The sequence below is a fragment of the Micromonospora sp. NPDC049836 genome (assembly GCF_044465125.1).
In the GTDB taxonomy this organism is placed as follows: Bacteria; Actinomycetota; Actinomycetes; order Mycobacteriales; family Micromonosporaceae; genus Micromonospora.
This window is the reverse complement of record NZ_JBITLH010000008.1, coordinates 306,262-319,999: the sequence shown is the minus strand read 5'-3', so window position 1 is coordinate 319,999 and position 13,738 is coordinate 306,262. Positions and strand designations below refer to the sequence as shown.

Annotated in this window: 14 protein-coding genes; 8 read left to right on the top strand and 6 right to left on the bottom strand. The window is 72.3% G+C overall.

Annotation, left to right across the window (positions count from 1 at the left end; all coding sequences use genetic code 11):
- Nucleotides 1–12 precede the first annotated feature (12 nt).
- Nucleotides 13–891 (bottom strand): tryptophan 2,3-dioxygenase, encoded by an 879-nt coding sequence (locus ACIBPB_RS22860; RefSeq protein WP_396841509.1) that lies wholly within the window; start codon nucleotides 889–891, stop codon nucleotides 13–15.
- A gap of 148 nt (nucleotides 892–1,039) precedes the next feature.
- Here ACIBPB_RS22860 and ACIBPB_RS22855 point away from each other — a divergent pair, with 148 nt between their 5' ends.
- The 3 genes from ACIBPB_RS22855 to ACIBPB_RS22845 all read left to right on the top strand — a co-directional run bounded on the left by ACIBPB_RS22855 (nucleotide 1,040) and on the right by ACIBPB_RS22845 (nucleotide 3,016).
- A complete protein-coding gene (locus tag ACIBPB_RS22855; protein ID WP_396841508.1) occupies nucleotides 1,040–1,510 on the top strand; it encodes an Lrp/AsnC family transcriptional regulator in 471 nt (156 codons plus the stop codon).
- Between the two features lie 126 nt (nucleotides 1,511–1,636).
- On the top strand, nucleotides 1,637–2,146 hold the full coding sequence (locus ACIBPB_RS22850) for a hypothetical protein (RefSeq protein ID WP_396841507.1): 510 nt from the start codon (nucleotides 1,637–1,639) through the stop codon (nucleotides 2,144–2,146).
- 12 nt (nucleotides 2,147–2,158) lie between these two features.
- Nucleotides 2,159–3,016 carry a class F sortase gene (locus tag ACIBPB_RS22845; protein WP_396841506.1) on the top strand — a complete coding sequence of 286 codons (858 nt, stop codon included), beginning with the start codon at nucleotides 2,159–2,161 and terminating at the stop codon, nucleotides 3,014–3,016.
- A 9-nt stretch (nucleotides 3,017–3,025) separates the two neighbouring features.
- Here ACIBPB_RS22845 and ACIBPB_RS22840 read toward each other — a convergent pair whose 3' ends face one another.
- The gene (locus tag ACIBPB_RS22840) at nucleotides 3,026–3,565 is read right to left on the bottom strand and encodes an HNH endonuclease (protein WP_357318612.1); all 540 of its coding nucleotides are present in this window, start codon (nucleotides 3,563–3,565) and stop codon (nucleotides 3,026–3,028) included.
- Nucleotides 3,566–4,010: 445 nt separating this feature from the next.
- Here ACIBPB_RS22840 and ACIBPB_RS22835 point away from each other — a divergent pair, with 445 nt between their 5' ends.
- From ACIBPB_RS22835 to ACIBPB_RS22820, 4 genes are all read left to right on the top strand, one after another.
- Nucleotides 4,011–5,162 (top strand): epoxide hydrolase family protein, encoded by a 1,152-nt coding sequence (locus ACIBPB_RS22835; protein ID WP_396841505.1) that lies wholly within the window; start codon nucleotides 4,011–4,013, stop codon nucleotides 5,160–5,162.
- Nucleotides 5,163–5,319: 157 nt separating this feature from the next.
- A complete protein-coding gene (locus tag ACIBPB_RS22830) occupies nucleotides 5,320–6,366 on the top strand; it encodes a mechanosensitive ion channel family protein (RefSeq protein ID WP_396841504.1) in 1,047 nt (348 codons plus the stop codon).
- Between the two features lie 243 nt (nucleotides 6,367–6,609).
- Nucleotides 6,610–7,971 carry an MFS transporter gene (locus tag ACIBPB_RS22825; RefSeq protein ID WP_396841503.1) on the top strand — a complete coding sequence of 454 codons (1,362 nt, stop codon included), beginning with the start codon at nucleotides 6,610–6,612 and terminating at the stop codon, nucleotides 7,969–7,971.
- Nucleotides 7,972–8,047: 76 nt separating this feature from the next.
- On the top strand, nucleotides 8,048–8,437 hold the full coding sequence (locus ACIBPB_RS22820; RefSeq protein WP_396841558.1) for a globin: 390 nt from the start codon (nucleotides 8,048–8,050) through the stop codon (nucleotides 8,435–8,437).
- Between the two features lie 27 nt (nucleotides 8,438–8,464).
- Here ACIBPB_RS22820 and ACIBPB_RS22815 read toward each other — a convergent pair whose 3' ends face one another.
- The 4 genes from ACIBPB_RS22815 to ettA form a co-directional block, all read right to left on the bottom strand.
- Nucleotides 8,465–9,049 (bottom strand): YbjN domain-containing protein, encoded by a 585-nt coding sequence (locus tag ACIBPB_RS22815; protein ID WP_357318603.1) that lies wholly within the window; start codon nucleotides 9,047–9,049, stop codon nucleotides 8,465–8,467.
- Nucleotides 9,050–9,180: 131 nt separating this feature from the next.
- Nucleotides 9,181–9,858 carry a hypothetical protein gene (locus tag ACIBPB_RS22810; protein ID WP_396841502.1) on the bottom strand — a complete coding sequence of 226 codons (678 nt, stop codon included), beginning with the start codon at nucleotides 9,856–9,858 and terminating at the stop codon, nucleotides 9,181–9,183.
- Entirely contained in the window at nucleotides 9,855–10,298 is a 444-nt protein-coding gene (locus tag ACIBPB_RS22805) for an acyl-CoA thioesterase (RefSeq protein ID WP_396841501.1), read from the bottom strand. The genes ACIBPB_RS22810 and ACIBPB_RS22805 overlap by 4 nt, the downstream gene beginning before the upstream one ends.
- Before the next feature lie 13 nt (nucleotides 10,299–10,311).
- The gene (gene ettA, locus ACIBPB_RS22800; protein WP_396841500.1) at nucleotides 10,312–11,988 is read right to left on the bottom strand and encodes an energy-dependent translational throttle protein EttA; all 1,677 of its coding nucleotides are present in this window, start codon (nucleotides 11,986–11,988) and stop codon (nucleotides 10,312–10,314) included.
- A gap of 317 nt (nucleotides 11,989–12,305) precedes the next feature.
- Here ettA and ACIBPB_RS22795 point away from each other — a divergent pair, with 317 nt between their 5' ends.
- Nucleotides 12,306–13,706, top strand: a complete 1,401-nt coding sequence (locus tag ACIBPB_RS22795; protein WP_357318594.1) for a trehalose-6-phosphate synthase — start codon at nucleotides 12,306–12,308, stop codon at nucleotides 13,704–13,706.
- Nucleotides 13,707–13,738: the final 32 nt, after the last annotated feature.

Sequence of the window (13,738 nt, the reverse complement as noted above, 5' to 3'; positions counted from 1 at the left end):
CCTGTTCTCCGGTCACATCGCGGTGCGGGCCGACCACAGCTCGGGGAAGACCACCCGGGCCATGCTGCGCTGCAACCATGCCAGGCCGGCGGAACCACCGCTGCCGACCTTGGCGCCCATCGAACGCTGCACGGCCTTGATGTGGTGCCAGCGCCAGTCGCCGAATCCCTCGGCCACCTCGGTCAGCGCGTCGCCGAGCAGCCGCAGGTGGTTCTCCGGGCCGGCGTCGCCGTAGATCCGCACCCAGGCGGCCTCGACGGCCGGGTGCGCCTCGTGCTCGGCCGACACGTCCCGGGCCAGCAGGTCGTCGGGGAGGTCGAAGCCGCGCCGGGCGAGCAGGGCGACCACGTCGTCCCAGAGGCTCGGCGTGCCGAGCGCGGCGGTCAGCTCCGCGTGCACCTCGGCCTGCCGGCGGAACGGCCGGATCAGCGCCGGGTCGCGCAGCCCGAGCAGGAACTCCAGCTGGCGGTACATCGCCGACTGGAAGCCGGAGCCCTCGCCGAGCCGGTCCCGGAACCGGTTGAAGTCGGCCGGGGTCATCCAGCGCAGCCCCTGCCAGGCGGCGTTGAGGCCCTCCAGGTGCAGGGCGGCCCGGCGCAACGGCGGCAGCGCCTCCCAGATCCGGTCGGCCCGCAGCTCCCGCTGGGCGTGCCGCAGCTCGTGACAGGTCAGCCCGAAGTACAGCTCCATGATCTGGCTGACCATCAGGAAGGACATCTCGCCGGGGTCGTCGCTCAGCGGCTGCTGGAGCCGGTGCAGCGTGCTCGCCCGCACGTACGCGTCGTAGGGCACCCGGTCGCTGAACTCCAGCGTCGGCTCGCCCCCGTTACGCGCCGCCCTGGCCGCCCGCTGCTGCGGGGTGGCCGGACGGACAACCGTGGTCTGTTCCACCCGTCGTCTCCCTCCGTACGCGCGGTAGAGGCCATGATGCCGGGGGTGGATCGGCAGATGGAATGCCTGTTCAACGGCGGTACGGTGGGAGCACTTCTCACTCTGAAGGCTTCTGCCGCATTCGACTTCACGGAAGAAAGGTCACCGCGTGGACGACATGGACTGGGCCCTGCTGCGCGAGCTCCAGGCCGACGCCCGGCTCTCCTACAGCGAGCTGTCCCGCCGGGTGCACCTGTCCCCGCCGGCGGTGGCCGAGCGGGTCCGCCGGCTGGAGGAGTCCGGGGTGATCACCGGCTACCACGCCCGGGTGGACCTGACCCGGGCCGGCCGGACCGTGCTCGCGATGATCCGGATGTCCTGCTACGGCTCGCGCTGCATCCTCAACGACCCCGAGGTGGCGGACTGGCCGGAGATCATGGAGATCCACCGGATCACCGGGGACGCGTGCAGCATGCTCAAGGTCGCGGCCGGGTCGATGGGCGAGTTCGAGGCCGTCATCGACCGGCTCGCCCCGTACGGCCAACCGTCCAGCACGATGGTCCTCTCCACCCCGCTGGACTGGCACCCGGTCACCCCGCTGCCGCCGGCCGCGCCGCCCCCGCCCGGCCGCCGCCGCTGAGCCTGGGCGGACGGGCCGCCCGGGGGTTGGCCGCCGGGCGCCCGTTAACACCCGAACCCCCCGGGAATGCAGGCCCCCACTGCCCGTCAGCAGGATTCCGGTGCACCGCGCCGGAAGGGGGGAATCATGCGAGGGCTCCTGTCCCGCCGCGCCATGTCGGCCGTGCTGAGCGTGCTCGGCCTGGTCGCGGCGTTCGTCCTGATCGGTGTCTCCCCGGCCCGGGCCGGGGAGAACGTCTTCGTCGAGGTGACGCCGAACAGCGCCCAGGCCGGCACCCGGGTGAGCATCCGGGCCAGCTGCGACAACAACAACGACCGGCAGGCCCAGGTGAACTCGGACGCCTTCGGTCGGGTCGTGCTCCGGCCGAGCAACGGCTTCCTCACCGGCGCGGTCACCATCCCGGGCAACAAGGCGCCCGGCGACTACCCGGTGAACCTGACCTGCTCCAACGGCAACACCGCCTCGACCATGCTCACCGTGCTGAACATGGCGCAGCCGAGCAAGGGCCCGGCGACCGGGGGTGGCGGCACCGCGGGCGGCCGCGGCGCCGGCTCGCTGCTGCTGGTCGGCGGTCTGGTCGCGGTGGCGGTGGTGGCGGGCGTGAGTGCCCGGCGCAAGACCGGTAGCCGCTTCTGACGGGGCGCGGCCATGGCCCGCTCATCGCGCCGCCACGACCGCCCCCGGTCGCAGCCGGACCGGGGCCCACGCCGGCCGGGCCGGCACCGGGCCGGATCGGCGGCCGGGACCGGCGTCCGCCTGGTGTCCCGCGCCGCGCGCCGGTTCGCCCGCGCCGCCGGGCACGCCTTCTCGGCCAGCGTCACCACCACCGAGCCGCCGACCCGCCCGGTCCCGGCCCGCACCAGGGCCGCCGGCCAGCCGCGGTACGCCGGCCAGCGCGGCCCGGGCGCCCCGGTGCTGGTGGTCGCCGCGCTGATGGCGCTGATCGTGGCGATGCTCGGGGTGGAACGGGTGACCGGGATCAGCGTGCTGCCCGAGCAGCTCACCGCCGGGCTGCGCCCGCCGCCGAAGAAGTTCCCCGTGCTGACCGCCAGCCCGCCGACCGACCTCAGCATCAACGACATCGACCTGCGGGCGCCGGTGCACCGGGTCGGCCTGGCCTCCGACGGCAGCATCGCCGTACCGGACGTCGGACGTGCCGGCGAGGTCGGCTGGTACGACCAGGGCCCCACCCCCGGGCAGTACGGGCCGGCGGTGATCGTCGGGCACGTCGACACGACCACCGGACCCGCCGTCTTCCACGACCTGAAGAACCTCGACGACGGCGACCGGATCGAGGTGACCCGCGAGGACCACTCGGTCGCCGTCTTCGAGGTGACCCGGATCGAGCGCTACGGCAAGGAGCGCCTGCCGGTGGCGGACGTGTACGGCGACTTCAGCCGCCCCAACCTGCGGCTGATCACCTGCGGTGGGCGCTGGGTGGGCGGCGAGACCGGGTACGCCGACAACCTGGTGGTGTACGCCTCGCTGGTGCAGGCGCGGCGCTGAGCGGCCGGGTCAGGCCGCCTCGGACTCGGGCTCGCGCAGGTCGAGCCAGTCCGCCCAGCGCGGGTCCGGCGCCCGGTGCCCGAGCACCCGCCACGCCGTCCCTTTGGGGATCGCCGGCGGGTTGTGCAGCCGCCAGCCCAGCTCGGCCGGGGTCTTGTCGCCTTTGGTGTGGTTGCACCGGGCGCACGCCGCCACCACGTTCTCCCAGGCGTGCCGGCCGCCCCGGCTGCGCGGGAAGACGTGGTCGATGGTCTCCGCCGGCCCGCGGCAGTACGCGCAGCGCCAGCCGTCACGGGCGAAGATCGCCCGGCGGGAGAGCCCGATGTGGGTGCGGTACGGGACCCGGACGTAGCGGGTCAGCCGGACCACCGAGGGGACCGGCAGCGCGTTGCGCGCGCTGTGCAGGATGCCGTCGCCGTCGGCGACGCAGACCGCCTTGGCGGAGAGCACGAGGATGGCGGCCCGACGCACCGACACGACACACAGCGGCTCGTAGGTGGCGTTGAGAACCAGCGCACCGGAGCCCGCGGTGGGTCGTATGTCAGGCATCGCGCTCACCCTCCCGGTCCAGCCGCTCCTGCCGCTGTCGCGCCGGGCCCGCCCCCGCGGGCAGCGGGGAACGACACCGACGCCGGCCGGATCACCGACGTCCGTTGCGCCCATCGTCCCTGATCGCGCCCCGGATTGCACGCACGAATCTGGCTTCGGGCCGGCGGATCACCCGCATTGGGCGGATCTCCGCTCCGGCCGGGGTGATTCCTGGCGTGGTCTGCCGTCGTTCCACAGCCCTTGTCGGTATCGGTCGCGCCCCGGCGGGACCTGCGTCCGATGATCTTCGGGCTGGCGGCGGGGAGGGCGGTGTGGGTAGGGTGATCAAGTCAGCGATGAGGGGAGGTGAGCCCGGTGAACACCCAAGATCACGTCTGGGCGCTCCACCCGGCCATCCCGGTCCGCTGACTTCGCGTCGGGGAGCGCCTTCCTGACCGGAGGAACAATGACCTTCTCCCCGTTCCGTATCGACGTATCCGACGAGGTACTCGATGACCTGCGGGCCCGACTGGCCCGTACCCGCTTCACGGACCGCAGCGGCGATCGGCCGTGGCAGGCCGGCGCGGACCCCGACTACCTGCGGGACCTGGTGTCCTACTGGGCCGACGGGTTCGACTGGCGGGCCCGGGAAGCCGAGCTCAACGCGTTGCCGCATTACCAGGCCCGGATCGGCGGCCGGCGCCTGCACTTCCTGCGCCTGCCCGGGGTGCGTCCGGCCGGCGCGCCCGCGCCGCTGCCGCTGATCCTCGGCCACGGCTGGCCCAGCAGCTTCGTGGAGATGTTGCCGCTGGCCGATCGCCTGACCGATCCCGCGAAGTACGGGGCCGACCCCGCCGACGCATTCGACGTGGTGGTGCCCTCACTGCCGGGCTTTCTGTACTCGGAACTGCCGAAGGGTCCGCTCACCCGGGCCGCGATGGCGCAGACGCTGCACCTCTTGATGACCGACGTCCTCGGCCACCAGCGTTACGGCGCCTTCGGCGGGGACGTCGGCGGCGTCGTCACCGGCTGGCTGGGCGCCCGGTATCCCGAGCAGGTGGTCGGCATCCACATGATCCACCCACCGTTCCCGGCCAGCTTCGACTCCCGCCCGCTGTCGCCGGCCGAGCAGGCGTTTCTCGATGCCGAGGCGGCGTACGACCAGACCGATGGCGGGTACAGCGCCATCATGGGCACCCGGCCGGACACCATCGCCGCGGCGCTGGCGGACTCGCCGGCCGGACTGGCCGCCTGGCTCGTCGACAAGTACCGGGACTGGAGCGACAACCACGGGGACCTGGAAAGCCGGTTCGACCGGGACACCCTGCTCACGATCATCACCCTGTACTGGGCGACCGGCGCGATCGGCTCCTCGTTCCGGCAGTACTTCGACTACCACCACAACGGTCCACGACCTGACATCACGGTGCCGGCCGCGTTCACGGTGAGCACCGAACCGTCGATGGTCGACTTCCCGCGCGAGATCGCCGAACGCGCCTGCACCGACATCCGGCACTGGAGTGAACCCGGCCGGGGTGGACACTTCATGCCGCTGGAGGAACCGGACCTGCTCGCCGGCGAACTGAGGCGGTTCTTCACGTCGCTGCGCCCGAACTGACCAGCGCGGGAGCCGGGTCACCTCGGCCCGGCTCCCGCGCCCGGTTCGACCCACGTCGATCGAGAAGCCCGGCGCCGGCCGTGCCTGACACGGTCCGCCCCGTGGGTGACGGTGGGTCACCGATCACCGCCCGGCCGGCGTGCGGTACGAAAGCAGGGTGAACGTCTCCGAGCTGATCGCCACGTTGTTGTCCGCCGTTTCCGACCGGCGCCCGGACTGCCAGGGCAGCAGCTCCTGCGAGTGGGTGTACAAGGTCACCAACTCCGCCTGGTTCGCCGAGAGCAGCTACTGGATCCTGTTCAAGCCGCTGCGGGTGATCCTGATCCTGCTGCTGGCCGTGGCCGCCCGCTGGGCGCTGCACCGGACGATCAACCGGCTGGTCCGGACCACCACCGAGGGCGCCGTGCCCACCATGCTGCGGCCGCTGCGGGAGCGGATCCCCAGCGCCTCGCTCAGCCCGGAGCAGTTCGTGCCGGAGCGCCGCCGCCAGCGCGCCGAGGCGATCGGCTCGGTGCTGCGCAGCCTGGTCACCGCGTTCGTGTTCGGCATCGCGCTGCTGATGGTGCTCAAGGAGTTCAGCTTCGACCTGGCCCCGCTGCTGGCCAGCGCCGGCATCGCCGGCGTGGCCCTCGGCTTCGGCGCGCAGAGCCTGGTCAAGGACCTGATCGCCGGTCTGTTCATGCTGATCGAGGACCAGTACGGGGTGGGCGACACGGTGGACCTGGGCGAGGCGACCGGGGTGGTCGAGGCGGTCGGCCTGCGGGTCACCACGGTGCGGGACGGCCGGGGCGTGCTCTGGTACATCCGCAACGGCGAGATCGTCCGGGTCGGCAACAAGAGCCAGGGCTGGGCCCTGGTGGTGGTCGACCTGCCGATCGGCTTCGCCAGCACCGAGGAGGCCACCGCGGTGCTGCGTACCGCGGCGGCCTCGGTGGCGATGGACCCCGAGCTGGCCCCGCGGATCGTCGAGGAGCCGGAGGTGCTCGGCGTGGAACAGATCACGGTCGACGGCTCGGTGATCCGCACCGTGGTCAAGACGACCGCCGACGGGCAGTTCGCGGTCGGCCGGGAGCTGCGCCGCCGGCTGGCCGAGGCGCTGGAGAACTCAGGCATCACCGCCCGGATCGCGGCGGCCCGGCTCTACCCGGGGATGCCCGCACCGGCGCCGGCCCAGGGCGAGACGGGCACCGGCGGGCCCACCTGAGCCGCCGCCACACGGCCCGCTCCGGGGGACCGATTTCGGGGGTCGCGCTCCGTGCGGCCCCTCGGGTATCGTCCGTTCGTTCAGTCGGACAAGCGACGATCGATCCGTTCACCCTAGCTGTGGTTCAGACAATCGGGCAGAATCCGGTGAACACGCTTTCCTGAGCGTGCCCGTGTCCTCGCTGATCCGAGATCTGACGACGGTCCCCGGTCAGGCCATCACGAGTGGCCGACGCCGGGGGCGATGGAGGCGACGGTGTCCGACGAGCGACCCGCCCCGGAGGGCCCGGCGACCTTCCACGACGTGTTCGGTCAGGCCGAGTTCCGCGCGCTCTTCGCCGCCACCGCCCTGTCCTGGATCGGCGACTACATCGCGAAGGCCGCCGTCACCCTCCTCGTCTACCGGCAGACCGACTCGGTGGCGCTCTCCGCCGCCGCGTTCGCGGCGAGCTACCTGCCCTGGCTGGTCGGCGGCCCGGTGCTCGCCGCGGTCGCCGAGCGGCACCGCTACCGGCAGGTCATGGTGACCTGCGACCTGCTCCGGATGGCGCTGATGGTGCTGGTGGCGCTGCCCGGAGTGCCGCCGTGGGCGGTCCTCGTCCTGCTCTTCCTGGCCACTCTGGCCAACCCGCCGAGCCAGGCCGCGCGCTCGGCGGTGATCCCGCAACTCCTGCACGGCGACCGGCTGGTGGTCGGGCTCTCGGTCATCTCCAGCGCGGGGCAGGCGTCCCAGGTCCTCGGTTACCTCATCGGCGCCGCGATCGCCGCGTTCAGCCCGCCCGCCGCCCTGCTGGTCAACGCGGCCACCTTCGCGGCGTCGGCCGCCCTGGTCCGCTTCGGCCTGCGGAACCGGCCGTCCGCGATGACCGCCGCGCACCGCAGCCACCTGCTGCGGGAGACCGCCCAGGGCTTCCAGATCGTCTTCGGTCAGCCGGTCCTGCGGGCCATCGCCGTGCTGGTGTTCAGCGCGATGCTCTTCTCCATCGTGCCGGAGGGCCTGGCCGCCGCCTGGGCGACCGAGCGCAGCGGCGGGGCGCTGAGCAACGGCAGCGCCCAGGCGGTCATCATGGCCGCCAACCCGGTCGGCTACATCCTCGGCGGGCTGGCGGTCGGTCGGCTGGTCAGGCCGGCCCGGCGGCTGACCCTGATGCGCCCGCTGGCGGTCCTCGCCCCGCTGGTGCTCGTCCCGGCCCTGTTCGACCCGCCGCCGGTGGTGGTGGCGTTGCTCGCCGCGGCCTGCGGCTTCGCCGTCGCCGGGGTGGTGCCGGCGGCCAACGGGCTGTTCGTCCGCGCCCTGCCGGACGGCTACCGGGCCCGGGCGTTCGGGGTGATGGCCAGCGGCACCCAGATCATCCAGGGCGCCGCGGTGCTGGTCACCGGCCTGCTCGCCGAGCGCTTCGCGGTCCCCGCCGTGGTCGGCGTGTGGAGCGCCGTCGGCGTGGTGCTGATGCTGGCGGCGGCGCTGACCTGGCCGCGCCAGGAGACGGTGGACGCCGCGGTCGCGGCGGCCAGCCGCGCCGACTCGGCGGGCCCGGAGGGCCACCGACCGCACGTTCCGGCCCGTCCGGCCGGCGACCGGGCCCGGCGCCGGCACGCGGTCACCTGACCCGACCGGCGGTGGGCGGCGGCCAGCCCGCGACCGGACCTGGCAGGATGGGTGGGTGACTTCCCCAGGCGAGTCGATGACCCTCTTCGAAGCGGTCGGCGGCGAACCCACCTTCCGCAAGCTGGTGGACGAGTTCTACGCCGGTGTCGCCACCGACCCGTTGCTGCGGCCGATGTATCCCGAGGAGGACCTCGGCCCGGCGGCCGACCGGTTGACCCTCTTCCTCATGCAGTACTGGGGCGGCCCGCACACCTACTCCGAGCAACGCGGCCATCCCCGGCTGCGGATGCGGCACGCGTCGTTCCGGATCGGGGCGGCCGAGCGGGACGCCTGGCTGCACCACATGCGGCGGGCGATGGACCGGCTGGACCTGCCACCGGAGATCGCCGCCGCGTTCTGGGACTACCTGGAGCGGGCCGCGTACTTCATGGTCAACGTGATGGAGGATCCGGCGGCCGGGGCCTGACCGCGCCGGGCCCCGACGTCCCGCCGGTCAGAGCAGCGCGCCCTCGTCGTGCAGCCAGTCGACGAACGTGGTCGCCACCGCGGCGCCGCAGTCGAGCATCTCGACCAGCAGCGCGTCGTGGGTGCCCGCGCCGAGCGGGACCTGGAGTTCCGCGTAGATCGGCAACTGGCCGCGCTCGGTCGGGTCGCCGATGTACGCCTTGCAGAACCGCCGGGTGTGGTTCCACTCGTTGACCACCCGGTAGGCCCGGTCGGCCCAGTCCGGCGGCACCGTCGCGTGCGGCCGGGCCCGCATGACCAGGATCTCGTCCTCCGGCCCCTCCAGGGTGACCAGCACGGCGTGCCGCTCCCACATGGCCAGCAGGTTGCCGTCGCCGTCGGCCAGGTAGCGCACGTCGAGCAGGTCGAGCGCCTCGCAGACCCGGCTGAGCGTGACCGGCGCGACAGTGGCCGGCATGTCGGCGATCACCGACCGCTCGGCGGCCACGTCGTCCGCCGGCTGGCGGGGGGTCGGTGGTCCGACCCGGACGTTCTCCTCCACTGTGATCCCGGTTCGAGTTTCCGGATCGCCGCCGCCGGCGGCGGGACCTGGGCGCCATGACCACCACGGCATCGCTCGCGCACCTCACTCCCCAGCGGATCCAGCCGCCTACGGTGCGTTGGATCCGAGGATGGACGGTACCCGGACAGCCGGGTTGAGGCATCCCCCCAACGGCCGCCCCAAACCGGAAGAACGAATAGGGGTCATCCTTTCGGCCGACCCACGGTCGGCCTCAGCGCGAGTTCCGCGACCTTCCGCGACCAGGTCGCTCCGTACGGTCCCACGAGTCCGACCCATCGGCCGGCCACCCGCACCTGGACGTCGCCGGGGCCGAGAAAGCCCATCCGGACCAGCCCCTGGACCAACCGCTGCGACACCTCCACCGGCGCGTCCGGCGCGTCGTCCGGGGTGACCACCACCGCCACGTGGTCCAGCAGCGCGTCCCGCACCATCCGCTGCCCCACCGCGCGGCCACCCACCCCGTGGGCGACCGCCTCGCGCAGCGTCCCGGCGGCCGCGGTGGCGATCCGGCGAACCTCGTCGGCGGGCAGCGCCTCCACCGCCCGGCTCGCCGCCGGCGGCAGCGCCCAGCGCCACCCGTCGTCCCGGCGCCGGGGCAGCGCGGAGCCGCCCGCCTCCAGTTCGCCGAGCAGCTCGGCGGCGGCCACCGTGACGTCGCCGGGCGCCGAGCCCGCGACGGTACGGACCACCAGCACCTCCCACGGCAGCCGGGCCCAGAGCGCGGTGCGTCCCGCGTCCGGCACCGGCCGGAGCCGGACCAGGGCGCCCCGGTCCAGCCGGACCAGCCGGGCCAGGAAGGCGCCCGCGTCGGCCACCCCGGACAGCCCGTGCCCGACCGCCGGCCCGGCGCCCCCGGTCACGGCGCCGTCCCGGGGGCGTACCGGAGCAGGAAGGCCCGCTCCTCCGGGGAGATCCGGCGCGGTCGCTGCGCGGCCAGGTCGAACGGGACCAGCACCGAACGGGCGGTGCTGGCCAGCACCTCGCCGTCGTACAACTCGTAGGCGACGGTGAACGAGGCGGCCCGCAACTGCTCCACCCAGAGCTCGATCCGGACCGCCGGGGCGGCCTCCGCGGTGGCCCGGCCCAGCGCGTAGTCGACCGGGCGCAGGTAGTCGACCTCGTGCCGGCGGATGACGACCCCGTCGGCGAACGAGCCCACTCCCCAGGCCCTGCCGCCGGCGAACATCATCGCCACCCGGGCCTCCTCGTAGAGGGTGAGGAAGCGGGCGTTGTTGACGTGCCCGTACGCGTCCAGGTCGGACCAGCGCAGCGCGCAGTGGTAGACAAACCGGTCAGCCAAGGGTCAGCACCGGTCAGTCACGGGTGAGCTTGCGGTAGGTCACCCGGTGCGGACGGGCGGCCTCGGCGCCCAGCCGGTCGATCTTGTTCTTCTCGTACGCCTCGAAGTTGCCCTCAAACCAGAACCACCTGGCCGGGTTCTGGTCGTCGCCCTCCCAGGCCAGGATGTGCGTGGCGACCCGGTCCAGGAACATCCGGTCGTGGGAGATGACCACGGCGCAGCCGGGGAACTCCAGCAGCGCGTTCTCCAGGCTGCCGAGCGTCTCGACGTCGAGGTCGTTGGTCGGCTCGTCGAGCAGGATCACGTTGCCGCCGATCTTGAGGGTCAGCGCCAGGTTGAGCCGGTTCCGCTCGCCACCGGAGAGCACCTTGGTCGGCTTCTGCTGGTCCGGCCCCTTGAACCCGAACGCCGCGATGTAGGCCCGCGACGGCATCTCGACCTTGCCCACCATGAGGTGGTCCAGCCCGTCGGAGACGACCTCCCAGACGGTCTTGTCGCCGGCCAGGCCCTGCCGGTTCTGGTCGACGTAGGACAGCGAGACGGTGGGGCCGACCTTGACCTCGCCGGCGGTCGGCTGCTCCAGCCCGACGATGGTCTTGAACAGGGTGGTCTTGCCGACGCCGTTGGGGCCGATGATGCCGACGATGCCGTTGCGCGGCAGCGAGAACGACAGGTTGTCGATCAGCACCCGGTCACCGAACGCCTTGGTCAGGCCGTGCGCCTCGATGACGGTGCTGCCCAGACGCGGGCCCGGCGGGATCTGGATCTCCTCGAAGTCCAGCTTGCGGGTCTGCTCCGCGGCGGTGGCCATCTCCTCGTAGCGGTCGAGGCGGGCCTTGGACTTGGTCTGCCGCGCCTTCGCGTTGGAGCGGACCCACTCCAGCTCCTCGTCGAGGCGCTTCTTCATCTTCGCGTCGCGGCGACCCTCGACCGCCATCCGGGCGGCCTTCTTCTCCAGGTAGGTGGAGTAGTTGCCCTCGTACGGGTAGGTCCGGCCGCGGTCCAGCTCGAGGATCCAGTTGGCCACGTTGTCGAGGAAGTACCGGTCGTGGGTGATCGCGATCACCGTGCCGGCGTACTTGGCAAGGTGCTGCTCCAGCCACTGCACGCTCTCCGCGTCCAGGTGGTTGGTGGGCTCGTCGAGCAGCAGCAGGTCGGGGGCCTCCAGCAGCAGCTTGCACAGCGCCACCCGGCGCCGCTCGCCACCGGAGAGCTGGGTCACGTCGGCGTCCGGCGGCGGGCAGCGCAGCGCGTCCATGGCCAGTTCCAGCTTGGAGTCGATGTCCCACGCGTCGGCGTGGTCCAGCTCCTCCTGGAGCTTGCCCATCTCCTCCATCAGCTCGTCGGAGTAGTCGGTCGCCATCTGCTCGGCGATCTTGTTGAACCGCTCCAGCCGGGCCTTGGTCTCGGCGACCGCCTCCTCGATGTTGCCGAGCACGGTCTTGGCGTCGTTGAGCGGCGGCTCCTGGGCCAGCATGCCGACGGTGTAGCCGGGCATGAGCCGGGCCTCGCCGTTGCTCGGCTGGTCCCAACCTGCCATGATCTTGAGGAGGCTGGACTTACCCGCGCCGTTCGGGCCGACCACACCGATCTTGGCCCCTGGCAGGAAGTTCAGCGTCACGTTGTCGAGCACGACCTTGTCGCCGTGCGCCTTGCGCGCCTTTTCCAGGACGTAGATGAACTGGGCCACGGTGCGGGCTACCTCCGTCGGTTGCGATCGCGAGCTTGTGGGGCGCGGGCGCGGACGGCGAGGTCCGCCCGCCGCCGGCCGGCAGCCGGCCGCGCGCACGCCATCGTCAATCCTGACAGGTACGCCGGGCTGCGCCCACATCGCCCCGCCCGGCGGGCCAGCCGGCGGGCAGAGGCGGGCCCGGTGTCGACAAGATCACGAGGGGGGTTCGGTGGATCTGGAACGGGTAGGTGACTCCGGCACGGGGGAACAGACGCCGCAGCTACGCTCAGTACGCTCATCGCGGTGGACCCGTCAGCACCCGGAGGTGGCCGATCGTGACCGTCCGTAGCTCCTTTGTCGTAGTGGCGAACCGCCTGCCGGTCGACGAGGTGAGCACACCCGAAGGGCGGCAGTGGCGGCGCAGTCCGGGTGGGCTGGTGACCGCGCTGCATCCGGTCCTGGCCGAACACCAGGGCACCTGGGTCGGCTGGGCCGGGGGCACCGGCGCCGCCCCGGAGCCGTTCGACCTGGAGGGGATCCGGCTGCACCCGGTGCCGTTGAGCGCCGAGGAACTCGAGCGCTACTACGAGGGGCAGTCGAACGCGACGATCTGGCCGCTCTACCACGACGCGGTGGAGACGCCGGCCTACAAGCGCCGCTGGCGCGAGGCGTACCGGCTGGTCAACGCGCGGTTCGCGGAGGCCGCCGCGGATGTCGCGGCCGAGGGCGCGACGGTCTGGGTGCAGGACTACCAGCTCCAGCTCGTGCCGGCGATGCTCCGCGAGCTGCGGCCGGACCTGCGGATCGGGTTCTTCCTGCACATCCCGTTCCCGCCGATCGAGCTGTTCATGCAGATGCCGTTCCGCACCGAGATCCTGCGCGGCCTGCTCGGCGCCGACCTGGTCGGCTTCCAGCAGCGGCTGGCCGCGCAGAACTTCGTCCGGTTGGCCCGGCACCTGCTCGGCCTCCGGTACGAGGGGCAGATGATCCAGGTCGACGGGCGGCAGGTGAAGGCCGGCGCGTTCCCCATCTCGATCGACACCAAGGAGATGGAGCGGATGGCCGCCGACCCGGCCATCCAGGCCCGGGCCAAGCAGATCCGCGAGGAACTGGGCAACCCGAAGACGATCGTCCTGGGCGTCGACCGGCTCGACTACACCAAGGGCATCGAACTCCGACTGAAGGCCTTCCGCGAACTCCTCGCTGACGGAAAGTTGACAGTTCCGGACGCGGTTATGGTGCAGGTCGCCACGCCGAGCCGCGAGCGGGTCGAGCACTACCAGGCACTTCGCGTCAAGGTGGAACGCGAGGTTGGTCGGATTAATGGCGAATTTGGACGGGTCGGCGTGCCGGCAGTGCATTATCTGCATCAGTCGTACAGTCGCTCCGAACTCGCCGCGATGTACGTCGCGGCAGACGTGATGATGGTGACCCCGCTGCGAGACGGAATGAATCTGGTGGCCAAGGAGTACGTCGCATCGCGCGCCGACCAGGGCGGCGCGCTCGTGCTCAGTGAGTTCGCCGGCGCCGCCACCGAGCTGCGCCAGGCGTTCCTGTGTAACCCGCACGACCCCGACGCGGTGAAGGACGCGCTGCTGCGCGCCGTGCACGTCGAGAAGCCCGAAGCCCGCCGCCGGATGCGGATCATGCAGCGCCACCTGCGCAGCCACGACGTGGGGCACTGGGCGAAGTCCTTCCTGACCGAACTGGGCGTGCCCGATGCGGAGGCCGCGTGAACTCCCCTGCCCCCACCACCGGGCACGTCGGG

Bases quoted from the DNA above. Each gene is read 5' to 3' on its own strand.
- ACIBPB_RS22850 (WP_396841507.1), top strand. From the start codon at position 1,637: ATGCGAGGGCTCCTGTCCCGCCGCGCCATGTCGGCCGTGCTGAGCGTG.
- ACIBPB_RS22845 (WP_396841506.1), top strand. From the start codon at position 2,159: ATGGCCCGCTCATCGCGCCGCCACGACCGCCCCCGGTCGCAGCCGGAC.
- ACIBPB_RS22840 (WP_357318612.1), bottom strand. From the start codon at position 3,565: ATGCCTGACATACGACCCACCGCGGGCTCCGGTGCGCTGGTTCTCAAC.
- ACIBPB_RS22835 (WP_396841505.1), top strand. From the start codon at position 4,011: ATGACCTTCTCCCCGTTCCGTATCGACGTATCCGACGAGGTACTCGAT.
- ACIBPB_RS22825 (WP_396841503.1), top strand. From the start codon at position 6,610: ATGGAGGCGACGGTGTCCGACGAGCGACCCGCCCCGGAGGGCCCGGCG.
- ACIBPB_RS22820 (WP_396841558.1), top strand. From the start codon at position 8,048: ATGACCCTCTTCGAAGCGGTCGGCGGCGAACCCACCTTCCGCAAGCTG.
- ACIBPB_RS22815 (WP_357318603.1), bottom strand. From the start codon at position 9,049: ATGCCGTGGTGGTCATGGCGCCCAGGTCCCGCCGCCGGCGGCGGCGAT.